Genomic DNA, 24170 nt, shown 5'->3' on the forward strand with positions numbered 1-24170 from the left:
CGGGTTGAAGGGGATGCCAAGCCCGGGTGTTGAAATAGGTGTTTTGGCGCGCCGGCGTGGCGGGAGGGATCAGGGTAGTTGGGCCAGGCGCTCCCGGAAGGCGGGATAGTGGGCCGCCATGGGGGTGGCATGGGCCGGTCGTGCCAGCAGCTCGGCCAGCGCCGCCGGTACGGCGACCGGACGGCCGACCAGCGGCTCGACGATACTTTCGAACTTGGCCGGATGGGCGGTGGCCGCCACGGCCCAATGCCCCGGTACACCTTCCCGACGCAGGCCGGCCAGAATGGCGATGGCTGTCGCGGTATGGGGGCAGAAGACCTCGCCGTGTGCGTCATTGCGCTGCCGGATGGTGTCGCGGATGGTGGCGTCTTCCACCGCATGCGCCTGGAAGCTGCCGCGCAGGGTGTTGTCGTCGGGATAGAGCCAGCGCAGCCGTTCAAAATTGCTGGGTGCGCCCACGTCCATCGCGTTGGCGAGCGTCGGTACGCTGGCGCGAGGGGTGTAGGGAGCGCCGTGGAAATACGCGGGCAAGACATCGTTGGCATTGGTCGCCAGCACGATGCGACCGATCGGAAGGCCGACCGCCCTGGCCAGCACGCCCGCGAAGGCGTTGCCGAGGTTGCCGGTCGGCACCACGAGGTTCAGCGGCTCGCCCTGGGTCCGCCAGTGGCGCAGCGACGCGTCGGCGTAGTAGCTCATCTGGGGCAGGAGCCGGCCCAGGCTGATGCTGTTGGCGGAGCTCAGCGGAGTGATCGCCTGCAGGTCGGCATCATTGAGCGCCTGCTTGACCAGCGCCTGGCAGTCGTCGAACGAACCCTGCACCTTGAAGGTAGTGATGTTGTCGCCGAAGCAACCCAGCTGGTGCGCCTGGCGGGGCGAGACGCGCCCGTCCGGATAGAGCACCACGACGCGCAGCCCGGGCTGGCGATGGAAGGCGGCCGCGACGGCCGCGCCCGTATCGCCCGAAGTGGCCACGACGATCGTCAGCGGGCGTTGCCCGTTCTTCTGCAGCCGAGACAGGCACTCGGCGAGGAACCGCGCGCCGAAGTCCTTGAACGCCGCCGTCGGGCCGTGGAACAGCTCCAGCACATGGTCCTGGGGCGTGGACAGCGGCTTGAGCGGCGCGGGAAAGTCAAACGCGCGGGTGCAGATCGCATCCAGATCGCTCGCCAGCGGGTCGCCCGCGAAGAAGGGGGTGAGCAGGCGCGTGGCGATCGCAGGCAGGGTGTCGGCGCCCGCGAAATCGGCCGTCGACAGCTGCGGCAGCACCGCAGGCACGTAGAGCCCGCCGTCGGGCGCCAGGCCCGCGGCGATTGCGGCACCAAGCCCCGTGGGTGCGGTACTGCCGCGGGTGGAAACGAACTTCATGCGATGACCTCTGCGGCAGGACCGGCAACGGGGGAAATATGCGATTCGCTGTCAAAACCGGCGTCGCGGAACGCCGCCCGCATCGCCGGTGCCGCGGCCTCGGCGGCGGCGCGCGATTCAAACCACGCGAACACACTGGGGCCGGCCCCGGAAATGCTCGCACCCATCGCGCCGCTGTCGAGGGCGGCGGCCTTTACGGCGCCGAATCCTTCGATCAAGGGGGCGCGGCGCGGTTCGACCAGTACGTCGGACAGTCCGCGCCGGACCAGGGCGGCATCGCCGCGCCAGCAGCCGGCGAGCACCAGGGCGAGATTGGCGCTCTGGGCGACGAATTCGCGCAGTTCGTAGGCACCCTTGAGCGCCTCGCGGGCGCGGCGGGTTTCCAGGATCGCGTGTGGATGGACAAGTACACAATGCCATTCGTCCGGAACCGGTACCGATACGGTCGTGTCGGCGGTGGCGAGGACGACGCCGCCCAGCAGCATCGGCCCGACATTGTCACCGTGGCGCCCACCACTGGCGACCGTCTCGCCCGTGACGGCGAAGGGGTAGAGATCGGCCGCGCGAAGCGGCTGGTCCAGCAGGGCATTGGCGGCGACCAGGGCTGCTACGCAGGACGCAGCGGAGCCGCCCATCCCCGAGCCCATCGGGATGCCCTTGTCCAGTTCCACCTCGAAGCCATAGGGCAGCTGCAGCGATTCGCGCAGGGCGATCAATGCGGCACCGGCGGTGTTGCTGGCGGCGTCCAGCGGCAGTTCGACGCTGGCGTTGCGAATGGCGCAAATGCGCACGTCGGGGGTGTCGGTGCGACGGACCGTGGCGCGGTCGCCGGGTCCGGCGAGCGAGTGCCCGAGGATGTCGAAGCCTACGCCGATATTGCCGACGGAGGCGGGTGCAAAGGCGGTAATCGTCTGTGACATAGGCCCATCACGCTGAAACGGAAGAAATACAGTCTCCGGTACGGCCCGCGCACGGGCGCCGCCGCAGGATGCGGCGGGCCTGTGCAAAGCGTCCGTGCCCGTGTGCTACACGCGCGCGCCCAGTGCGGCCGCGACGCGCAGCAGGTCGGCGAAGACGCCGGCGGCAGTGACCTCCGGCCCGGCGCCGGGACCCTGTACGACCAGCGGATTTTCGCAGTAGCGCCGCGTGGAGAAGAGCACGATGTTATCGGTCAGGCGCAGATGCGCGAAGGCGTGGTCGCCGGGCAGCTCGACCAGGCCGACGCTCGCCTTGCCGTCCTTGTCCAGGCGTGCGACGTACCGCAGAACGTTGCCGGCCCGGGTGGCCGTCGCATGGCGCGCGGCCATCGGTGCATCGAGTTCTTCCAGCCGCGCCATGAATGCATCGGCTGCCGCGGAGCGCAGCCCTTCCGGCACGAGGCTCTGCACCTGCACCTCGTTGAGCGACAGCGCATTGCCGGCTTCGCGCGCGAGGATGACGAGCTTGCGCGCAACGTCCGTGCCGGAGAGGTCGTCGCGCGGGTCGGGCTCGGTGTAGCCCATGGCGTGTGCCTCGCGCACCAGGGCGGAGAAGGGCTTGCTGCCGTCATACCGATTGAACAGCCACGCCAGGGTGCCGGAGAAGATGCCTTCGATAGCGACCAGCTCATCGCCGGTATCGAGCAGGTCGCGCAGGGTGGTGACGACCGGAAGTCCGGCACCGACCGTGGCTTCGTAGCGGAAACGCGCCCCGCTGGAATGGCAGGCGGCGCGGATCGCCCGGTAGCGTTCGAGCGGGCCGGCACCGGCCTGCTTGTTCGGCGTGATGACGTGGATGCCGGCGGCCAGCCATTCGGGATAGCGCTCGGCGACGCTGTTGCTGGCGCTGCAATCGATGATGACCGTGTGCGGCAGGTGGGCCGATTGCAGGTGACGCACAAAGGCATCGAGATCGGTCGGGGTTGGCGAATCGGCGAGGCGTTGCTGCCAGTTGCCAGTTTCGCCGAATTCGTCGAGCCACATCTTCTGGCGCGAGGCGACGGCGCGCAGCCGCAGGTCGAGATTGGCCGTCTGCTTCAGGCGGCCGACCGCGGCGTGGATCTGGTCGAGCAGTGCCGCGCCGACTTTGCCGGGGCCGATGACGCCGACCGAAAGGGTCTGCGGCGAGAGCCAGAAGCCCGCGTGCGCGGCGCGCAGGGCCTTGTCGGCGTCGTCGCTGGCGATGGCCACCGAGATGTTCCGCTCCGATGCGCCCTGGGCGATCGCGCGGATGTTGACGCGCGCCCGGCCCAGTGTCTCGAACAGCCGGGCCGCCACGCCGGGCGTACCTGCCATGCCGTCGCCGACGGCCGCCAGCACGCTGATGCGCCGCGTCAGCTGGACGCTCTGCACCTGTCCGTTCGCCAGCTCACGCACGAAGGCGTGTTCGAGGGCGACGCGCGCCACCTGTGCTTCGCTTTCGCGCACGACGCAGCAGATGGAATGTTCCGAGGAGCCCTGCGAGATCATCACCACCGAAACACGCGCGTCCCGCAGTGCGGCAAAGACGCGCTCGGCAGTACCGGGTACACCGATCATGCCGGCGCCTTCCAGGTTGACCAGTGCCAGGTCCGGACACAGAGTGAGACCCTTGACCGGGCCGGCGTCGTCGCCCACGGCGGCGATGCGCGTGCCCGGGTGGTCGGGACGGAATGTATTACGGATGAGGATCGGCGTGCCCCGCGTGATGGCCGGGGTCATGGTCTGCGGATGCACGACCTTGGCGCCGAAATAGGCCAGTTCGCAGGCCTCGTGGTAGCTCAGCGCCGCCAGCGGTACCGCCTCGGGCACCAGGCGCGGATCGGCGGAGAGCACGCCGTCGACGTCGGTCCAGATATGTAATTCTTGCGCATGGAACAATGCAGCAAAGATGGCGCCGGAATAGTCGCTGCCATTGCGGCCCAGGATGGTGACGCGACCGGAATCGTCGCGGGCCACGAAGCCGGTGATCACCACGCGGCGGGCCGGGTGGGCTTCGCGCCAGGCGGCGAATTTCGCTCCGCTTTCGGACCAGTCGACATCGACCCCCAGGTCGCCATGGCGCACCACGAGGACGTCGCGTGCGTCGAGCATTGCCACGTCTTCGCCTTGCGCGGCCAGGTAGTCGGCCAGCAGGCGCGCGGAATACACCTCCCCCAGTCCCTGCACGAGCTCAAGCGCCTCGCGCGGCGGTGTGCCCAGCACCGACAGCGCGTGCAGGACTTCGCCCAGTTCCGTGAAGCGGGCTTCGAACCATTCCAGCGTGGCGGCGGCCTTCTCGCCCAGCAGCGCGTTGGCGGCAACGACGTGGCGTTCGCGCAGTTGCGCCAGGCGTTCGCGCCAGCTGGTGGTGTTGGCGGCGGCCGCCATGGCCAGTCCGATGAGATCGTCCGTGACGCCCTTCATGGCTGAAACGACCGTGGCCTGTACGGCCTCTTCGCGGGCCACGAGCAGGCTGGCGACGTGGCGATAGCGCTCGGCATTGAGCACGGAGGTGCCGCCGAACTTGTGCGCGATGGTGAGCGGCTGGGCGGGCAGGACACCCGCCGCGCCAGGTTTCGGGGGATCAGCGAGAGTGACGGCGAGCGATTTCATGAAGCCTCCGGTGGGGCCTCGCGCTCGGTCGGGATGGGGGCGGGGCCGGCCCGCATCCTGATCGAGGTGCGGGGGCCGTTTGCGTTAAGAACTATTCGCGCACGACCCGCCGCACCACGGTAGTGGTGGACGTGGTCGTAATACCGCCGCCGATGGCAGGCGTCGCCGGGCCGATGGCCTGGCGGATGCTGCTGACGGTGGCGGGGAAGGTGCGCATGGGTCGAGTGAAACGGATCCGACGCGACCGTGTCAAGGACGTCGCGGGCATAAGCCCGGCGGCTGGCGGGCATTTGTCGGACAGTGGCATCCGCGCGCAGGCGATTGGATAGTCGCCGGTTGCGCAGCGGGGCCGGTCCGGCGTGGGCGGCGGCGCGGTGCGGGGTCCATTTATGCCAATTTGGACATCAGGCTGCCCTGCAGCAGCGGTTTGCGCCAGCCATCCAGGGCGTCCGGCCAGCGCTTGTCGAATACCAGTGCTTCGAGGTGGCGCCGGGCGCAGAGCAGGCCCTCGGGCAAGTCCAGTTCCGTGGCGATCGCCGTCACGGACTCTTTCATGGCCGAAAGGATGCGTTTTTCGCGGGGCGCCGGCAGGGGGAAGATCGGTGCGAAGTCGAGCTCTTCGGGTTCCAGTGGCGCCTGCAGTACGTCGAACAATTCGGCGCGCTGGGCACCGCGCAGCGCACGCAGACCCTTGGATCGGCTGAAGAGCTCGTCCACGTCGACCGGCGGCCGCAGCACGAATTCGGCAATACGGGCATCGTCCAGTACCCAGGGGCGCGGCTTGTCGATGCGTCGCGCCGTCGCTTCCCGCCACAACAGGATGCGGCGCAGCAGGGCCTGCTGCTCGCGCGGCCAGTCGGCGGCGCTCTTGAAGTGGCGCTGGGGTTCCGGGTCGCCGTCGCGCACGCGGGACTTCTCGAGCATGCGGCGGCAGTCTTCTGCATGCCATTGCTCACGACCGAGCGCGCGCAGGCGGCCTTCCAGTTCGCTGTGAACGGCTGGCAGGTGGATCACGTCCTGCGCGGCATAGTCGAGTTGTTCGGGTGACAGTGGACGGCGCGTCCAGTCCGAGCGCGTCTCGGCCTTCGGCAGGTCGACGCCAGTGATGGCGGCGACCAGCTTCTGGTAGGACAGCCCCAGCCCGTAGCCGGCCATCGCCGCGGCGATCTGCGTGTCGAACAGGGTGCCGATACCGCCGGGCACCGAGGGCGCCAGCGCTTCGAGGTCTTCGCTGGCGCTATGCATGATGCAGGTGTTGCGCGTGTCGGACAGCGTTGCGCTGAAACCGTCCAGGCCGTCCAGCGCGAGGGGATCGATCAGTGCGACGTGGCCGCCGAGGTTGACCTGCAGCAGCGCCAGCTGCGGGTAGAAGCTGTCGACGCGCATGAACTCGGTATCCAGGCCGATCAGGCTGCCTGGCGTCGCATGTGCGCCGATGTCGGCGAGGGCGTTGGCGGTGTCGATCCAGTGGTACACGGGTTCTCCGGGCGCGGTGTTGCGTTGCAGTAGGAACAGTTGTCAGGCCGAACGCGTTAGCCTAAGTTGAGGGCGCCCTTGCTGTCACATCATTCGAATGCCCGGCAACGAAAACTTCCGCAAGCAGACCACCTGGGGTGGTGCCGCGGGCATCGCCCTGCTCGGGTTTGCCCTCGTCTATCGGTTTTTTCCGGGTCTGATCCACGTCTCACCGACCACGCGCACGGCGCCGATCCCCGTACACACCTCCGCGCCGCCGCCGATCGGCCTGCGGCCGGTGGAAGCAGCCCCCATCCTGATGGGGCCACCGCGTGAACTGGCCGGCACCATGGAGGTGATTCCGGAGCCGCCCACCGAGCCGGAAAAGCCGGCGACGGCAAACATCGCGGCCACCTTGTCCAAGGCCGATGCCGCCCTGGCCGAAGGGCATCTGTTCGAACCGGATGACGCCAATGCCCTGGCACTGTATCAATCCGTGCTGGCGGAAGATGCGAACAATCGTCGCGCCAAGGCCGGTGTCGCCGCGGTACGCGACGCCCTGGTGGCGGCGGTCACTGCCGCATTGGACCAGGGTGATGCGAAAGAATCCGAGCGGCTGCTAGCAGGTTTGGAGCGAGCGGAAATCGATCGGCAGTCTTTCGTGGAACTGCGCGAACGACTCAAGTTGCTGCGGCAGGTCACGCCGCTCCTGGCGACGGCCGCCGATCGGCTCAAGCAGGGCCGGGACCTCGAGCCTGCCGGTGCCAGCGCCATCGATACCTATCGACAGGTGCTGACGCTGGATCCGGCCAATCTCGTCGCGCGGCAGGGCCTGGAGCAGATCCAGCGCACGGTGCTCGACGGCGCACTCGCCGCTGTTGCGCGCGACGACTTCGCCGCTGCCGACGCCATCCTGGCCAAGGCCGAGCAGATCGTGCCCGGTTCACAGCAGCTGCTCGACACGCGGACCCGCACCGAAGGCGTGCGCCGCCAGCGCGCGGGCACGGTGCTGGCGCAGGCGCAGTCCGCACTCGATTCCGGTAGCGCTGACCTCGCCGAGCAGCTGGCCAGGCAGGCCCAGGCGATCAGCGCCGACCTGCCTGGTCTCGATGAATTCCAGGAAAAAATAAAAAATGCGCGTTTGTACGCGAGCCTCCGGCCAGGCGAAGTCGTCACCGACCCCTACCTGGACCGCAGCGGCAATGCACCGCCGGTGGTCGTGGTGCCGACCGGCCGGTTCCTGATGGGATCGCCCGAGAGCGAGGAGGGGCATCGCGAAACCGAGGGCCCGCAGCGCGAAGTCGTCATCACCAGCGGTTTCGCCCTGGGGCGCACCGAAGTGACGGTGGCTGAATTCCGCGAATTCGTGCGTGCCGCCTCGTACGTGACCACCGCCGAGAAGGAAGGCCATTCCAGCGTCTACGACGAAAACAGCGGCCGCATGGCCGATGGGGCAGGCATCACCTGGCAGAATGACTACCGCGGCAAGCGCGCGCAGGACAACCTTCCGGTAGTCCATGTCTCGTGGGCCGACGCCGTGGCCTACCTCGAATGGCTGTCGGCGCGCACGGGAAAGCGCTACCGGCTGCCGTCCGAGGCCGAGTTTGAGTATGCGCTTCGCGCCGGATCGACCACCCGGTTCTGGTGGGGCGATGGCAATCCGCCGCGCCCGCTGGCCAACGTCACAGGGGCCGGCGACCGCTCGCCCGCACACCGGACCTGGCGCAAAGCCTTCGAACGCTATACGGACGGTTTCTGGGGGCCCGGGCCGGTGCGCAGTTTTGCGGCCAACCCGCTGGGCCTGTTCGATATGGACGGCAACGTGTCCGAGTGGGTGGAAGACTGCTGGCACGAAAACTACATCCGCGCGCCGCGCGACAGCCGGGCGTGGGTCAATCCGGGGTGCGAGCGGCATCTGGTGCGCGGTGGATCCTGGGGGAGTGACCCCGATCAGGTGAGATCCGCGTTCCGATTGTCGGCGCTGACGATTACACGCAGCGCACGCGTGGGCTTCCGCGTGGCCCGGGATCTTTAGGAGATGACGCAATGCGTTCAATTCGGCTGTCGACGGGGCGCATCGCCCTGGCGGCCCTGGCGATCGTCGCGGCGGCGTGGCTGGGGCAGGGCCATGCCCGTTCGGCCTTGCGGACGTTCGTGACCTCCGACCGCGCTGCCGCGGCGGCTGAACGGGTGCGGCCGCGCCTGGAGCGCGACCTGGCAGCCAAGGGGCTGGCTTTTGCCGCACCGGTGTTCCTGCGCATCTTCAAGCGGGAGCGCGAACTGGAACTGTGGGTCGCCGGCAAAGGCGGGCGCTACGCGCTGTTCCGCACCTACCCGATCTGCACGTTTTCCGGCCGACTTGGCCCCAAGACCAAGCAGGGTGACGGCCAGGCGCCGGAGGGGTTCTACCGCGTCGCGCGCGGCCAGCTCAATCCGGCGAGCGCCTACCATCTGGCCTTCAACCTGGGCTATCCGAACGCCTACGACCGCGCCCACGCCTACACGGGCGACTACCTGATGGTGCACGGCCAGTGCGTTTCGATTGGCTGCTACGCCATGGGCGACGCGGCGATCGAGGAAATCTATACTCTGGTGGAAGCGGCCTTGCGCGGCGGCCAGCCCGCCGTCGAGGTGCAGGCCTTTCCGTTCCGCCTGGAAGACGCCGCGCTGGCGGCCGAGAGTGGTTCGCGATGGCAGGCCTTCTGGTCGGAGCTCAAGCCCGGCTACGACGCCTTCGAGCGGCATCGCGTGCCGCCGCGGGTGACGGTGCAGGGCAAACGTTACGTTGTCAGTGAAGGATAGGGGATGGCCACGTCATTGGAAGCGAAGGACCTGGAAGCGATCTGCTCAGGCTGGCCGGGCGTCACCCAGTCGATCAAGTGGGAGGTCGACCTGGTCTTCAGTGTGGCGAACAAGATGTTCGCCGTGTACTGCACGCTCGGACCCGAACGCGGCCGCGTCTCCTTCAAGGTGGATCCGGACCGTTTCCTCGAGCTGACCGATCAACCTGGCTTCATGCCCGCGCACTACATGGCACGGGCGTTCTGGGTGACGGTGACCGATCCCGCGGCGCTCAACAGGAAGGAACTGGCCGCATTTCTTCGCCGCTCGTATGACCTCGTCGTCGAAAAGCTGCCGAAAAAGACGCAGACCGCACTCGCCGGCTCGTGAGCCCTGAACGTCCGGTGCGCCCGATGCGTGCCGTGGCCGCATCTGGTGACTATTCATGAACAAACAGTACGACCGCGCCTATTTCGACAAGTGGTACCGCGACAAGACCCATCGCGTCGGTACTGCGCAGACACTGGCGCGCAAGGTTGCCATGGCCGTGGCGATGTGCGAGCACTACATCGGCCGCCCCATCCGCAACGTCCTGGACGTGGGCTGTGGCGAGGGCGCCTGGTTCAAGCCGCTCAAGGCGCTGCGGCCGGATGCCGCCTATCTCGGGCTGGATCCGAGCGAATACGTCGTTTCGCGCTGGGGGCGGCGGCGCAACCTGCGCCAGGCCACATTCGGCCAGTTGGCTCAACTGCGGTTTGACGAGCGCTTCGATCTGGTCGTTTGCGCCGACGTGCTGCATTACGTGAAGACGGCAGAACTCAAGCGCGGACTTGGCGGCATCGTCGACCAGCTCGAGGGCCTGGCGTACCTGGAGGTCTACACCAGTGACGACCAGCTCGTGGGCGACATGGACGGTTTCCAGCGCCGAACCGCGCAGTGGTATCGCCAGGTGTTCGCCGAGGCTGGCCTGCAGGGCGTCGGATCCTACGGCTGGGTGGGGCCGCGCCAGGCACCGTGGGTGACCGCGATGGAATCCGCGTCGCGTTGATCACGTCCCGGTTTTCCGCGCATTGATACCGGAAAAAATCGGCCGCCGCGATGCACCGGGGACACGGCGCATCGCGACGGCCGCAGTGCGCCGTCGGGAGGGTGGGGGAGGAGAGCGACGGGCACCGCAAGCGGAGACGACGCCGGGCGCCCCGGCGTCGCAGTGACATCCCATCTTTTAAAAGTAGCGAGTTACCGGCGGCGCCGGCATCGCGTGTGCCGCCCGCCCGGCTAATGGATCAGGGATCCGAAAAACCGTCGGTGAACAATTGGTCGGACGCATAGACGTATATACCGGCAATATCCGTCATGGCGAACACGCGTGAATCAGCGGCGGCAAGCAGGCGACGGGCGGGCGCCGGCAAATCATGGCGCGATACCCGCACCGGGGCGGCCGGATTGTGGATGTCGACTTCGTCCACGCCATTGTCGTGGCCGACGTAGAGCGTGCTGCCGCGCAGCGCGACAGTCGATGCCGCGACGGCGTATTCGCCAAGGAAAGCAGGGTTGGCTGGCTGGCCGATATCGATCACGTGAGTGGTCGTGCCGCAGGCAACGGCTGCGAGCGTGCCCTGTTGATTGAGCGAGACGTCCAGTGCCGTGGTGCAGCCGGCATAGGTCGTGACGACGGCTGGCTGGTCGGGGTTGGTCACATCCACGACGGCCAGCCCGCCCGTTTCGCCGCCGGGTTCCGCCTGGCCGGCGAGGAAGACGTGATGGCCGTGGTGCGCCAGACGCGACACCCGCCGCGTTTCCAGTCCGCCGCGCGCGACCGGTTGTGCCGGGTTGGTGACATCGACCACCTGGAGCATGCCACCGTTGGTGGAGCGCCCGACGTAGACCATGTTGCCCGCCGCCGTCACCGCGGACGCGAAGCCGAACGCGAAGCGGCCCAGCTCAACGGGGGTGCGCGGCTGGGTGATGTCCGCGATCACCAGGCCCGATCCCCAGCTGGCGAGGTAGGCACGATTGCCATCCACGTGCATCTGCTCGAAGGCGCGCGCCTGGAGCACGGGCTCGATACTGGTTTCGTAGCGTCCTGCCGGATTGAGCGATGCGGCGTCGGCGATATTGAGCCCATAGGCGTTGCCCAGGAGCAGCAGGGTATCGCCGCGCAGCGCCGCATCAAGCGTTGCCGTCCCTCCCGGCAGCACACCGACGCCATCGACCGTCGGCTGCAGCGGGTTGGCCGCTGACAGCTGGACGAGCCGGTCCGCGCGCGTGCCGAGTAAGACCCGTGAATCGGCTTGTGCTGTCGCAACAGTAGCGAAGGTGTCGATGGCGAAATGACCGCGCGCCGCCGGCGCATCCGGGTTGGCGATGGACCAGGTATCCAGGCCATCCAGGCCGAGACTCCAGGCCACGTCCTGTAGAACCACGCCCTCATAGGCCACCGGCGAGTCGACCCGGCCGCGTGCGACGATATTGGCGGGATCGGTCAGGTCGCTGATCGCGACGGCCACGCCGAATCCGTAGGCATAGGGCGGTTTCACCTTCAACCGGAAGTTGTCAAAACCGTCCAGACCAGCGGTCCCGAGGGATTGCGGCGCCGTAGGCTGGGTGATGTCGAAGATTTCCAGCACGGTGCCGGAAATGAAATTGCGACCCACCGTGTAGAGTCGATTGCCGACGACCGTGGCGTGGTCATAGTGTCCCCAGCTGGCGTAGGCCGGCGCGAACACCGGGGCTTCCGGCTGGGTCAGCGGGGCGGCAAAAATGCCGTTCTCGCTGTCGAGCAGCAAGAGGTGGTCGCCTGCCAGGGCCACGCTTTGCGCATTCCGGATCGGTGCGCTGGTGTAGTTGTCGACGTGGCCGACCAGGCGCGGTCGAGCGCGCTCGGCAATGGAAAAGATCGCCACGCCATCCGGTGCGCCGGAATAGACGCGATAGCTGGCGTACAGGTAGTCGCCGCGGCGTACCAGTCCGGTGAGCCAGCCGGGGGCCGGCGCGTGGCGGGTATCGCCGCGCAGCGTTGGCGCGCCGGCACCGGTCTGCCACGCACTGACGGTGGAACCGGCTGCCACGTAGACGAAATCATCAACCACCACCGGATCGTTCAGGCTGCCGCCCTGCGCCGCCTGGAACTGCATGGCGGCAGGGGGCTGGGCGGCGGCGGTGCCGGCTGCGGCGAGAAGGACAGAAATGCTGAGGGCGAGGGGGAGGGCACGCATTCTCATTGAAAACTCCACGACGTGAAAAACGCTACCCATCGTGGATCTATCGCCCGGGTGCCGCATTCGTTGTTCGTTCGTCCGGCATTTCACCAGGCGGGGAGCCGGCAAAAGCGGCCCATCAGGGTGTGGCCGGCGTCCGGTGTCGCTGGCCGGCCAGGCTGGTCCAGCGCGCCTGCGCCCGTTCGCGCGCCGGGGTGGCGCCGAGGGCGTCGTTGATGGCCACGAAGGCGGCGGCGGCGCGCCAGTCGGTGTCGGCCCAGCGGGCAATGCGCGCGCTCAGGGCCCGTGCCTCGTCGCGCCGGCCCAGGGCGATCAGGCTGGGCAGGTAGCCGGCTAGCACTTGCACGAGGTCCGCGGGGACGGCGCCGGTACGATCCACTTGCGTCAGGCTGCGTTCGAAGTATGGCAGCGCGTCCCGGTGACGGCCCTCGCCGGCAGCTTGCTCGGCGAGGGCGAGGTCGGCGTAGATCTGGCGCCAAGGGTCCGGATGGGCGGCGACCCAGTCGCGCCATTCGCGTGTTTCGGTGGCGGCCTCTGCGGCGGCGCCGCTGGCGCGCAATGCGCGCAGCCGTGTCATCCAGGCGGCCGTGTAGCGGCACTGATCGCTGGCCTGCAGCGTCGGCGTCAGAGCGCCCCGGGCACGCCGTGCGGCTTCGCCCGGGTCGCCACGGGCCAATGCCAGATGGGCCAGCAAGGCCGCGGTTTCGGCGCGTGTTCCCGCGTCGGCGTCGGGATCGGATTCACGCAGAAGGTGTTCAGCTTGCGTTTGTGCCTCGTCCAGCCGGCCCTTTTCGCCCAGCGCTTCGGCGCGGACCAGGGTGAGTTTCCAGCGCAGGCGCCGGTTCTGCGTATGCGATTCGGGTGGCCAGTAGCGGTCGGTGACAGCGAGTGCTGCATCGTGATCGAGCAGCAGCTGGTGGACTTCCGCGGTACTGACCAGGCTGAAGACGTGCTCCTCCTGCGCGCCCATGCGTCCGAAACGCAGGGTGGCGTCCTCGAGCGCGGACAGCGCGCTGGCGGGACGTCCGCGCAGTACGTCGATCAGGCCGAGGTTCAGGTCTACCTGGGCGGTGCCCAGGGCGTTGCCGGCAGCCTCCATTTCACTGCGGGCAAGGCCGAGGTCGGCAATGGCCCTGGCGTGGTCACCGCGCATCGTCGCCACCAGTCCGCGGCCCAGCAGCGACAGCCCCAGTGCGTCCGGCTCCTGGCGGTCGGTCAGCAGGGCGATCGCCTCGTCATAGCTGCGCTGCGCCTCGTCGGCCCGGTCGCGTCGTACGTAACTGGCGGCCAGCGTGTTCAGGGCGCGTCCTCGCAACGCCGGGTCGGTGGCCGCGGGCACGCGATCAAGTAGATCGCCAATACGCTGCTCGACGCTGTCGTAGTCGCCGGCCCGCAGCTCGATCTGGGCCAGGCGCAGGGTGATCTCCGGCTGCTCGCGCAGCGACGCGTCGGCGCGCCGGATGAGATCTCCCGCCAATTGGAGCTGGTCGCTGAGCATCGCCGCGCGTGTCCGCTGCAGCAGCTCCGCCAGCGCATTCGACGAATCGGGACTGGAGCCTGGCGTGTGCCCGAGCCGCACCAGCAAGGTGTCGGCCGCGTCGCGCGCCGCCACCAGTGCATCGCGATGGCGCGTTTCCACGATCCATTCGCGCCCGTTGCCGCGCACGGTCAGCGAGACATCCCATTCATCGCCGTGGCGGCGCACGCGCGGCAGGATGCGCAAGGTGCTGTCGGCAAACTGGGCCGAATCGAGCAGCGCAGCGACATCCGCTTCGCTGTTGCCGCGTGCCAGTGCCACGACGGTCTCGCTGGCGGCAGTGCCGAGGTTGCCGCGGCGCAGGCGGCCGGCGATGAGATCCATCAGGCCCAGGCGCAGCCAGCGCCAGTCCTCACCTGCATCGACCAGCGCCGGCAGTACCACGGCGGGCGTGCTGATTGTCGTGCTGGTGCCCGGGGCGCCCGATGGCGCGGTCGGGCGCAGCAGAACCGCCAGTATCCCCAGGCAGGCGATTGCCAGGAATACGGCCCCGGCCACGAACGCGATGATGCGCGGACGTGGCAATCGGACGGTGATCGGATTGCTATCGGAGAGGTAGCGAATTGGTGCGCTGTGCAGGGCCTGTGCGGCGGTGCTGTCGAAGCCGCCGGTCTCCACCACGACATCGCTGCTGCTATCGACGGGCGCGATCCAGCGGTAGCCGAAACGCGGGACGGTACGGATGCTGTGCTGCTCGCTGCCCGTGTCTCCCAGGACGCGACGGACCTTGAGCACGGTCTGGCCGAGCAGGCTGTCGGCGACGTCCGCGCGGCCCCACACGGCGGCCATGAGTTCGTCGCGGCCCACCGCGCGTTCGCGATGCGTAATCAGGTACAGCAGGCAATCGAAGGCGCTGGCGTGAAGTTCGATGGCGCCGTCCGGGCCGCGCAGTTCCCGGGTCGCCGAGTTGAGCTGAAAATCGCGGAAGCGGTACACGGGCGACATTCGGTGGCGGCGGTCATTGCGCCCAGGACGGGCAGGGCCTGTCTATCGTCGCAGGTTGCGTGAGAATTTTCCGTTGCACGGTTCGTGCTGCCTGCCATTCATTCCGTAGCGGGAGCGCGCCACGGCATCTGCCGGGTACGCGGGAGTGCCGCTCAGGGGAGCGGGGCCCTGGCCGGATCCGCCAGCTCCAGCGAACGCAGCAATACCCCGGCCTGGGTGCGGTTGCGCACATCCAGGCGCTCGAAGATCGCGGTCATGTGCGCCTTCACCGTACGCTCCTGTATGCCGAGGAAGTCCGCGATCTGCTTGTTGAGCCGGCCCTCGGCCACCAGGCTGAGCACGCGAAACTGCTGTGGACTCAGGCAGGCGAGCCGCGCGGCGAGGTGACCGTCGATGGATGACAGCGGCACCTGCGCGACCGCGTCGCGCAGCGCCTCCGGAATGAAGTCCTCGCAGGCGAGTACGGCAGCGATCGCGGATTTGAGTTCCTGCGGTGTCGCCCGCTTGGGTATGAAACCCGTCGCGCCGAAGGCCAACGCACGGCGGATCACCAGTGGATCATCGTTGGCCGAGATGATGACAACGGCAACATCCGGATGTTCGCCGCGCAGCGAGGCCAGCCCCATCAGTCCGTGGCTGCCGGGCAGATGCAGATCCAGCAGGACCAGGTCGATGTCGCGGACCTGGGCCAGCTGCGTGCGCGCCTCGTCGAGGCTGGCGGCCTCGATCACCTCGGTCATCGGCAACTCGCGCATTGTCTGGGCCAGTGCCAGGCGATAGAGCGGATGGTCGTCGACGATCAGGAGGCGTGGCATGGGGTTTACTGGATCGTCCAGCCGCCGTCGACGGTGATGGTCTGGCCGGTGATGTTGCGGGCGTGGGGTCCGATCAGGAAGCCGGTAATCCCGGCCAGTTCCTCGAAACTGATGAACACCCCTTTGGGCATCGGTTTGAGCATGATCTCGCTGATCACCTGGGCCTCGGGAATGCCGTGCGTGCGGGCCTGGTCGGCGATCTGCCTGTCGACCAGGGGCGTTTTGACGTACGTGGGGCAGATCGTGTTGATCGTGATGTCCGTATCCGCGGTTTCCAGCGCGATGACCTTGGAGAATCCGACCAGTCCGTGCTTGGCCGCGACATAGGCGCTCTTGTACTTGGACGCCACCAGCGAGTGGATCGAACCGATGTTGACGATGCGACCGAAACCGCGCTCGCGCATGCCGGGCAGTACCGCCTGGGTCAGGCGGGCAACGCCGGTCAGCATCACCTGCACCAGGAAATTCCACTTGTCGATGGGAAAATCTTCCAATCGGGAAACATGTTGCAGACCGGCATTGTTGACCAGCACGTCGATCCGGTGGTCCTTGAGCACGGCGACGCTGTCGTCACGGGTGACATCCAGGGCGAGTGCGCTGGCCGAGCCGCCGGCGGCGCGGATTTCCGCGGCCACCGCTTCTGCCGGATCGACCGCGATATCGGTGACGATCACGTGATGGCCTGCTTCGGCGAGAAGGCGGGCGATGCCGGCGCCGATGCCGCTGCCGGCGCCGGTGATCAGAAGCGTACGAGTTGTCATGGATTCCTCGAAGCACAAACGAATCGGCAAACCCTACAACGGTTCAACGCGCCGACCAAGCAATGGCCGTTCGCCGGCCCTGGTACCTTCGTACAATGCCGTCCGCCGTTCACCTTGATACCGTTGCCGGATGAGGCCCATCTCCCTGCTTGGCACACTGACTCTGCTCTGCGCCGTCCTGACCGGCTGCGCGGAGCCTTCCTCTTCCCGCAAGGAAGCGCCTGCCTTGACTGAATTTCTTGTCTCGCCGGTACGCGTGACAGCCCATTCGGGTACTGACGATCTGCTGAGCGCCGGACTGGGCCTTGATGGCTTGCGCCGCGCAACGCCGCCGCATTTCACCGATCCGGAATCACCGACACCGCAGGAACTGCGCCGGCGCGCGATCTGGACCAACTGGCGCGGCATCGCCGATCTCGCGCCCGGTGGTGGTTACAGCGACGTCTACGGCGCCGTACCCAACGTGCCCGGCGGCGAATGGCAGGCGCTGGCGCGCGTGCCGGGCGCTTCGCAGCCGCACCGGGTGCTGGTGCAGGTTCCCGAGCAGTTCGACGCGGAAAAGCGCTGCGTGGTGGTGACTGCATCCTCCGGATCGCGCGGCATTTACGGCGCCATCGCGCTGGCGGGCGCGTGGGGACTGCCGCGCGGTTGCGCGGTGGCCTATACCGACAAGGGCGCCGGTACCGGCTATTTCGATTCGGACAGCGATACCGGCGTGACGCTGGACGGAACGCGCGCCAGCGCCGGAAGCGGGCTGGAATTTGATCCGCCGTTGGCCGGCCTTCCGCACAGTGTGTTGTTCAAGCACGCCCATTCGGGCGACAACCCGGAAGCCGACTGGGGACGCCATGTCCTGCAGGCGGCCGAATTTGCGTTGGCGGTATTGAGCCAGGCCCGGCCGGATCTTCCCGCCTTCCACTTTTCCAATACGCGGGTGATTGCGGTCGGCCTGTCCAACGGCGCCGGCGCAGTGCTGCGTGCCGCGGAGCTGGACAAGGAGGGGCGCCTGGCCGGCGTCGTCGCGATTGCGCCGAATATCTACCCGGGGGTGCCGGATGCGCGTCCGCTGTTCGACTACGCTACCGAGGCTGCCCTGTACCAGCCGTGCGCGCTGGCGCACGCGCGTTTTGACACGGTAGCGCTGGCGCGGCCGGGCGGAGCGGTTTCGCCCGTGGCGCTGGCCCGCTGTACCGCACTGCATGAGTGCGGCCTGCTGGTGGCCACGACGCCGACGGCCCAGGCGGCGGAAGCCTACGAGCGTCTTCGGCAGTCCGGATGGACCGATGCGGCACTGGAAGCCGGTGCACTGAGCGTGGCCTTTGATCTGTGGCGTAGCATCGCAGTGACCTACGCCTCGGCCTATGGCCGCTTCGGCGTGATCAGCCCCTGCGGCTACAGTTTCGCCGCATTGACGCCGCAGGCGGTGCCGCGCGCCAGTCTGCCGGCCGAACGCCTGTCCTGGGCAGCCGACGGCAGCGGCATCCCCTCGCCACCGTCCATCGGCCTGGTGGATACCCAGGCCCAGGGCAACGATCCCGCCTTGCCTGGCCTGCTATGTCTGCGCGAGCTGTGGACAGGCAACAGCGAGAATGCCCAGCGCGTGAAGACCGGCGTGGCGGCGACGCGTGCGCAACTGCCGCGTGAAGGCCTTCCCTTGATTCTCGTGCATGGCGCTGACGATGGCCTGGTTCCCGCCGTCTTCAGCGGCGAAGCGTATGTCCGCTGGCTGGAGGGCGAGGGGCGGCCGGTGTCCTACTGGGCCGTATCCAACAGCCAGCATTTCGACGGGTTCCTCGGCCTTCCGCCGCTGGCCACGCGCTATGTGCCCTTGATGCCCTATGCCTATCGCGCACTGGATGCGCTCTGGCGGCACGTGGCCGAAGGTGTCGCGTTGCCGCGGGGTGCCACCATCCAGACACGTCCGCGCGTGGCCAGGGGGCCGTTGGCAGCGCCGCTGCAGGCGGATGACCTGGGTGCGACGCCCTGACATCGGGTAGCACGTGAGTCACCGGGCGGCCAAACGCCGGAATCCGGCGTTTGGCGCGTGGTGCCGGCTAATTCCAGCTGCAGACGATCTTGCCGCAGTTGCCGGCTTCCATCAGGTCGAATCCGCGCTGGAAATCGTCGATGTGGATCTGGTGCGTCAGCACCTTTGCCAGCGGAAATCCGGTGAGCACCATTTGCGTCATCTTGTACCAGGTCTCGTACATTCGCCGGCCATAGATGCCGTGCAGGACGAGCCCCTTGAAAATGATCTTGTCCCAGTCGATGCCCGAGCCCTTCGGCAGGATGCCCAGCAGCGCGATCTTGCCGCCGTGGTACATGCAGTCGAGCATGTCGCTGAAAGCGCGCGGATTGCCACTCATTTCAAGGCCGACGTCGAAGCCTTCGATATGCAGCTCGCTGACGACATCCTTGAGCGACTGCTTGGCGACGTTGACTACGCGCGTGGCGCCCATTTCCGCCGCCAGTTTCAAGCGGTAGTCGTTGACGTCGGTCACCACGACATTGCGCGCACCGATGTGCTTGCAGATGCCGGCGGCGATGATGCCGATGGGGCCGGCGCCGGTGATGAGCACGTCTTCGCCGATGACGTCGAATTCCAGGGCGCAGTGCGCGGCGTTGCCGTAGGGGTCGAAAAATGCCGCCAGTTCCGAGGGAATCTGGTCGGGAATCGGCCAGAGGTTGGCGGCGGGCATGGCGATGAATTCGGCGAACGCGCCGTGGCGGTTGACGCCGATACCGACCGTGTTCGGGCACAGATGCTGGCGGCCGGCGCGGCAGTTGCGGCACACGCCGCAGACGATGTGACCTTCCGCCGATACGCGCTGGCCCACGTGGTAGCCGCGCACGCCGGCGCCCATGTCGACGATGCGGCCGACGAACTCGTGGCCGATGATCAGCCCGGGCTTGATCACGCGCTGGGACCATTCGTCCCATTTGTAGATGTGGAGATCGGTACCGCAGATCGCCGTTTTTTCCAGTTTTACCAGGACATCGTTCGGCCCGATCTCCGGCAGCGGCACTTCTTCCATCCAGATGCCCTTGGCGGCTTCGCGCTTGACCAGGGCTTTCATCGTCTTCGACATGGCGCACCTCATGGAGAGAACGCCATTATAAGAGCTTGCCGGCGCTGCGGCCCGGGTATCAGCCCGCCGTCATCGCGGCGAGCACGGCCGGCAGGGCCGAGGCGGCGCTGTCGCTGATCACGATGTCAGCCGAGGGGCTGAGCGGGGTGCGCTGCGGGTTGATCTCGGCGAAATACGCGCCGTGCGACTTGGCCAGCGCCGGCAAGCTGGCCGCCGGATACACCACGCCGGACGTGCCGATGGCCAGCACGACGTCGCATTCGGCGGCGGCGTCCTGGGCGGCTATGAGGGCATCCTCGGGCAGGTTCTCGCCGAACCAGACCACGCCCGGCCGCGCCAGCCCCTTCGGATGATGTGGTGATGCCGGTGGTTCGCCCGGATTCGCGGCCAGCCACGCCGGCGCGATCGCCTGGCGGGTGACGGAGCAGAGCGTCTGGGCGATCTGCCCGTGCAGGGCGATCGCGTCCACCGACCCGGCGCGCTGGTGCAGGTCGTCGACATTCTGGGTGACCAGCGTGGTTCGCACGTGGCGGGCCAGTGCGGCCACCGCGTGATGGCCGGCGTTGGGTTCCGCGGCGGCGACTTTCTCGCGGCGCCAGGCGTACCAGCGCCATACCAGGGCCGGATCGCGTGCGAAGGCCTCGGGCGTAGCCAGGTCTTCCGGGCGATAGCGGGCCCACAGGCCTGTCTGTGCATCGCGAAAGGTGGGAATGCCCGATTCGGCCGAGATACCGGCGCCGGTCAGGACCAGGACATGGCGCGCACGCTGCAGGCGACGGGCCAGGTGGGAGATGGCAGTCATCGGCCGATTGTGGCATGCGTCGGTGCGATCTGTTCCGGATCGTGACTTCTGGCGCTCGCTAAAAAATGTGACTTGCGGCATAAGCCGCCGCTTCGCCCGCGTCTTACGGAGGTCTTCGTGCGTCGTCTCTTGCTTTGCGGCATCTCCCTGGCCCTATTTGGTGATGCCTTGGCCGACGAAGGCATGTGGCAACCGGCACAGCTGCCATCGATTGCGGCCAAGTTGTCCGAGCGCGGCCTGAAGCTGGATCCGTCCCAGCTGACGGACCTTACCGGGCCCACCATGGGAGCGATCGTCAGCCTCAATGGCTGCACGGCCTCCTTCGTATCACCGCAGGGGCTGGTGGTGACCAATCACCACTGTGCCTACGGCGCGATCCAGTACAACTCGACGGCCGAAAAGAACCTCATCCAGGAGGGTTTCCTCGCCCGCTCCACGGAAGAGGAGCTGCCCGGCGATCCGAACATGCGCCTGTACGTGACCGAGGAAATCCGCGACGTCACCAAGGACGTGACCGCCCGGCTCAAGGACAGCATGAGCGGACTGGAACGCTACCAGGCGATCGACAAGGCCGAGAAGGTCATTGTCGCAAAATGTGAAAAACCGGGTGTCCGGTGCGATGTGTACAACTTTCATGGCGGCCTGAGCTTCCAGCTGGTGCGCCAGCGCGAGATCAAGGATGTGCGGCTGGTCTACGCGCCGCCCAGCGCGATCGGCAAGTTTGGCGGCGACGTCGACAACTGGATGTGGCCGCGCCACACCGGCGATTTCGGTTTCCTGCGCGGCTATGTCGGCAAGGACGGCAGCTCCAGGGCCTACGATGCCACCAACGTGCCCTTCGTGCCCAAATACCACCTTCCGATCAATGCCGGCGGCGTCGAGCCGGGCGATTTCGTGATGGTGACCGGCTATCCCGGCCGCACCAACCGCTATCGGTTGACGCAGGAAATCAAGGACGCGATCGACTGGTATTACCCGACCAATATCCGCTATTACACCGAGATCCTCGACATCATCAACAGCGCCGGTGCGAAGGATCCCGCCGTTGCCGTGAAATATGCCAGCTCGGTGGCCAGCTTCAACAACTATCTCAAGAATTTCCGCGGCCAGCTCGAAGGCCTGGGCAAGGCCCATGCGGTCACGTTCAAGCAGAACAAGGAAGACGCCCTGGTCAAGTGGCTGGGTGACCAGGCCGGCGAGACAGCAGCACTGGCCGGTGACATCCGCGAACTACGCGCGCTGCTCGATGAGCAGCGTAAGCTGCGCGAGCGCGACCAGGTGCTCGGGTATCTCAACCGGACAGGCCTCTACAGCGCGGCCTACACGATCTACCGCACCGCGGGCGAACGCACCAAAAAGGACCTGGATCGCGAGGAGGGTTACCAGAATCGCGACGAGATCAAGCTGGAAGGGACGCTCAAGCAGCAGGAGCGGCGCGTCGATCCCGCCGTCGACCAGGCGCTGATGACGCACTTCCTCAAGCGCTATGTGCAGTTGCCGACCGGCCAGCGCGTCGCCGCCCTGGACGCCTGGCTCGGCACCGGCGTGGTGGCGGACGAGGTCGTTGCCGCCAAGGTGGCCGGCCTGTACGACAAGACCGAGCTGACCCGCACCGAGGGCCGGCTGAAGTGGTTCAAGGCGAAAAAGGCCGACATCGAGGCGTCCACCGATCCGGCGCTGGCGTTCATGGTCAAGCTGATGCCAGACCTGCTGGCCATCGAGCAGGCCCGCAAGGAGCGCCAGGGCAACGAACTGAAGCTGCGTCCACGCTACATGCGCGCCATGATTGCCTACAACGACGCCAATGGTCAGGCGGTGTATCCGGATGCGAACAGCTCGCTGCGCGTCACGTTCGGGCGGGTGCAGGGCATCAAGAAGGATGGCGTGGAATTCACGCCGTTCACCACCGGTGAAGGTATCGTCGCCAAGACGACCGGCGTCGAGCCGTTCAACACGCCGCAGTCCGAATACGAACGGCTGGTGGCCAAGGACTATGGCCGCTACGCCTCCCCGACGCTGGGTACCTTGCCGGTGAACTTCCTGGCTGACCTGGACATCACCGGCGGTAACTCCGGTTCACCGACGCTGGATTCCCACGGCCGCCTGGTCGGCCTGGCATTCGACAGCAACTGGGACAGCGTGAGCGCCGACTGGATCTACGAGCAGCCGCTGACGCGTTCGATCCAGGTCGACGTGCGCTACATGCTGTGGGTGATGGACAAGATCGACAACGCGCACAACCTGCTGCGCGAAATGGGCGTCCAGTAGGCTTTCCTCCTGTCGTCGCCGCCGGATGCCTCGCGCGTCCGGCGGCAATCCACCGTCGGTGCGACTACCGGCACCGACCACTACACTCGCCGCATGCCGCAGACCGATCGTCGCCCACGCGCCATCTTCCTCATGGGCCCGACGGCGTCGGGCAAGACGGCGTTGGCCTGCGAACTGGCCGCGCGATATCCGGCGCTCCGGGCAATCAGCGTGGATTCGGCCCTGGTGTATCGCGGCCTGGACATCGGCAGCGCAAAGCCCGACGCGGAAACGCTGCGGCGTTGTCCGCACCGCCTCATTGATATCCGCGACCCGGAAGAGCCCTATTCGGCCGGTGAGTTCCGCGTCGACGCGCTGCGCGAGATGGCCGGGATCGTCGCCTCGGGCGGCGTTCCCCTTCTGGTCGGCGGCACCGGCCTGTACTTCCGGGCACTGACCCAGGGGCTTTCCGACCTGCCGACCGCAGACCCGGCCCTGCGCGAGACCCTGCAGGCCCGGCTGGAGCGCGAGGGGCTGCCGGCCCTGCACGGCCAGTTGCGCGAGGCCGACCCCGTCGCCGCCGGCCGCATCCATCCCAACGATCCGCAACGCATCCTGCGCGCGCTCGAAGTGATTGCGACCACCGGTCGACGCCTGAGCGACCTGCACGGCCAGGCGGGAGAACGATTGCCGTACCGGGTGCTCAAGCTGGCGCTGGTGCCGATCGACCGTCGTCCGCTGCACGAACGGATCGCGCAGCGGTTCGATGCCATGCTCGCGGCCGGCTTCCTGGACGAGGTACGCCGGCTGCGGCGCAATCCGCGACTGCTGCCGGACCTTCCGGCAATCCGCGCGGTCGGTTACCGCCAGGCCTGGCAGCACCTGGATGGCGAGCTGGGCGCGGACCAGTTCCGCGACCAGGCGATTTTTGCCACCCGCCAACTGGCCAAGCGTCAGATCACCATGCTGCGTGCCGAGCTCGACGCCCGTTGGCTGGATCCGGAGCATGGCACCACGCCGGCCACCGCCGTCGAGGCGGTCGAGCACTTCCTGGCGTCACCGCGCGAAATGGCATAAGCGCTCCGGGCATGGCGAATGCCCGCCCGGCCCGGCGGATTGGCGCAGCAGCGGCGGCAGCCGTCGACGGCGACAGGTGCAACCCGCTACGCTGGCCCTGCGTTTAATGATGGAATCGACATTCTCGGAACATTCAATACCGGTTAAGATTGAATCACTTGGACCGGGGCGCCGGGTTGTCGTGGCGCGTTCCCAGCCGCTTTTTTTCCGGTTCGCTGTCAGGAGAACACCAATGTCAAAAGGGCAATCGTTGCAAGATCCGTTTCTGAATGCCTTGCGCCGGGAGCGCGTGCCGGTCTCGATCTACCTGGTCAACGGCATCAAGCTGCAGGGAACGATCGAGTCCTTCGACCAGTTCGTGGTGCTGCTGCGCAACACTGTCAGCCAGATGGTCTACAAGCACGCGATTTCGACAGTGGTACCCAGCCGCAATGTGCGCATCGGTGACAGCGGTTCGCATGGTCACGGCCATTCGGCGTCCGCCGAACATGCCGAGGTTTCCGAGTCGAGCGAGGGCTGAC

The 24170-nt window shown here is 67.3% G+C and carries 19 protein-coding genes; 8 read left to right on the forward strand and 11 right to left on the reverse strand.

The features are described from left to right. Positions 1-69: 69 nt before the first annotated feature. From thrC to N4264_RS09265, 5 genes are all read right to left on the reverse strand, one after another. Entirely contained in the window at positions 70-1368 is a 1299-nt protein-coding gene (thrC, locus tag N4264_RS09245; RefSeq protein ID WP_261696748.1) for a threonine synthase, read from the reverse strand. Beyond that, the gene (locus N4264_RS09250; RefSeq protein ID WP_261696749.1) at positions 1365-2288 is read right to left on the reverse strand and encodes a homoserine kinase; all 924 of its coding nucleotides are present in this window, start codon (positions 2286-2288) and stop codon (positions 1365-1367) included. Before N4264_RS09250 ends, thrC begins: the two co-directional genes overlap by 4 nt. Positions 2289-2393: 105 nt before the next feature. Continuing rightward, a complete protein-coding gene (thrA, locus tag N4264_RS09255) occupies positions 2394-4919 on the reverse strand; it encodes a bifunctional aspartate kinase/homoserine dehydrogenase I (RefSeq protein WP_261696750.1) in 2526 nt (841 codons plus the stop codon). Positions 4920-5010: 91 nt separating this feature from the next. Further along, complete coding sequence (locus N4264_RS09260) at positions 5011-5136, reverse strand: hypothetical protein (protein WP_261696751.1); 126 nt, start codon at positions 5134-5136, stop codon at positions 5011-5013. Positions 5137-5306: 170 nt separating this feature from the next. Continuing rightward, positions 5307-6395: a ribonuclease D gene (locus tag N4264_RS09265; RefSeq protein ID WP_261696752.1), complete on the reverse strand. Its 1089-nt coding sequence runs from the start codon at positions 6393-6395 to the stop codon at positions 5307-5309. Positions 6396-6492: 97 nt separating this feature from the next. Here N4264_RS09265 and N4264_RS09270 point away from each other — a divergent pair, with 97 nt between their 5' ends. From N4264_RS09270 to N4264_RS09285, 4 genes are read left to right on the forward strand one after another with little or no spacing between them, the layout of a single operon-like run. Further along, a complete protein-coding gene (locus N4264_RS09270) occupies positions 6493-8409 on the forward strand; it encodes an SUMF1/EgtB/PvdO family nonheme iron enzyme (RefSeq protein ID WP_261696753.1) in 1917 nt (638 codons plus the stop codon). Between the two features lie 11 nt (positions 8410-8420). Beyond that, positions 8421-9176: a L,D-transpeptidase family protein gene (locus N4264_RS09275; protein WP_261696754.1), complete on the forward strand. Its 756-nt coding sequence runs from the start codon at positions 8421-8423 to the stop codon at positions 9174-9176. A gap of 3 nt (positions 9177-9179) precedes the next feature. Continuing rightward, the gene (locus N4264_RS09280) at positions 9180-9545 is read left to right on the forward strand and encodes an MmcQ/YjbR family DNA-binding protein (RefSeq protein ID WP_261696755.1); all 366 of its coding nucleotides are present in this window, start codon (positions 9180-9182) and stop codon (positions 9543-9545) included. Positions 9546-9600: 55 nt separating this feature from the next. Beyond that, the gene (locus N4264_RS09285; protein ID WP_261696756.1) at positions 9601-10203 is read left to right on the forward strand and encodes a class I SAM-dependent DNA methyltransferase; all 603 of its coding nucleotides are present in this window, start codon (positions 9601-9603) and stop codon (positions 10201-10203) included. A 238-nt stretch (positions 10204-10441) separates the two neighbouring features. On the opposite strand, the gene N4264_RS09290 is transcribed toward N4264_RS09285, so the two are convergent. The 4 genes from N4264_RS09290 to N4264_RS09305 form a co-directional block, all read right to left on the reverse strand. Next, complete coding sequence (locus N4264_RS09290; protein ID WP_261696757.1) at positions 10442-12379, reverse strand: LVIVD repeat-containing protein; 1938 nt, start codon at positions 12377-12379, stop codon at positions 10442-10444. Positions 12380-12494: 115 nt separating this feature from the next. Next, positions 12495-14858, reverse strand: a complete 2364-nt coding sequence (locus N4264_RS09295) for a winged helix-turn-helix domain-containing protein (protein WP_261696758.1) — start codon at positions 14856-14858, stop codon at positions 12495-12497. A 152-nt stretch (positions 14859-15010) separates the two neighbouring features. Continuing rightward, entirely contained in the window at positions 15011-15673 is a 663-nt protein-coding gene (locus N4264_RS09300) for a response regulator transcription factor (protein WP_261696759.1), read from the reverse strand. 5 nt (positions 15674-15678) lie between these two features. Then, positions 15679-16434 (reverse strand): 3-hydroxybutyrate dehydrogenase, encoded by a 756-nt coding sequence (locus N4264_RS09305; RefSeq protein ID WP_261696760.1) that lies wholly within the window; start codon positions 16432-16434, stop codon positions 15679-15681. A gap of 226 nt (positions 16435-16660) precedes the next feature. Here N4264_RS09305 and N4264_RS09310 point away from each other — a divergent pair, with 226 nt between their 5' ends. Further along, entirely contained in the window at positions 16661-18421 is a 1761-nt protein-coding gene (locus N4264_RS09310) for a 3-hydroxybutyrate oligomer hydrolase family protein (RefSeq protein WP_425508318.1), read from the forward strand. A gap of 67 nt (positions 18422-18488) precedes the next feature. Here N4264_RS09310 and tdh read toward each other — a convergent pair whose 3' ends face one another. Beyond that, positions 18489-19511 carry an L-threonine 3-dehydrogenase gene (tdh, locus tag N4264_RS09315; protein WP_261697605.1) on the reverse strand — a complete coding sequence of 341 codons (1023 nt, stop codon included), beginning with the start codon at positions 19509-19511 and terminating at the stop codon, positions 18489-18491. A 70-nt stretch (positions 19512-19581) separates the two neighbouring features. Beyond that, positions 19582-20325: an SIR2 family NAD-dependent protein deacylase gene (locus tag N4264_RS09320; RefSeq protein WP_261696762.1), complete on the reverse strand. Its 744-nt coding sequence runs from the start codon at positions 20323-20325 to the stop codon at positions 19582-19584. A 117-nt stretch (positions 20326-20442) separates the two neighbouring features. On the opposite strand from N4264_RS09320, the gene N4264_RS09325 reads away from it, so the two are divergent. From N4264_RS09325 to hfq, 3 genes are all read left to right on the forward strand, one after another. Continuing rightward, positions 20443-22593: a S46 family peptidase gene (locus N4264_RS09325; protein ID WP_425508319.1), complete on the forward strand. Its 2151-nt coding sequence runs from the start codon at positions 20443-20445 to the stop codon at positions 22591-22593. A 93-nt stretch (positions 22594-22686) separates the two neighbouring features. Then, positions 22687-23649, forward strand: a complete 963-nt coding sequence (gene miaA, locus N4264_RS09330; RefSeq protein WP_261696763.1) for a tRNA (adenosine(37)-N6)-dimethylallyltransferase MiaA — start codon at positions 22687-22689, stop codon at positions 23647-23649. 232 nt (positions 23650-23881) lie between these two features. Continuing rightward, entirely contained in the window at positions 23882-24169 is a 288-nt protein-coding gene (gene hfq, locus N4264_RS09335) for an RNA chaperone Hfq (protein WP_261696764.1), read from the forward strand. The last annotated feature ends 1 nt before the right edge of the window (position 24170 follow it).

The organism is Tahibacter amnicola (assembly GCF_025398735.1).
In the GTDB taxonomy this organism is placed as follows: domain Bacteria; phylum Pseudomonadota; class Gammaproteobacteria; order Xanthomonadales; family Rhodanobacteraceae; genus Tahibacter; species Tahibacter amnicola.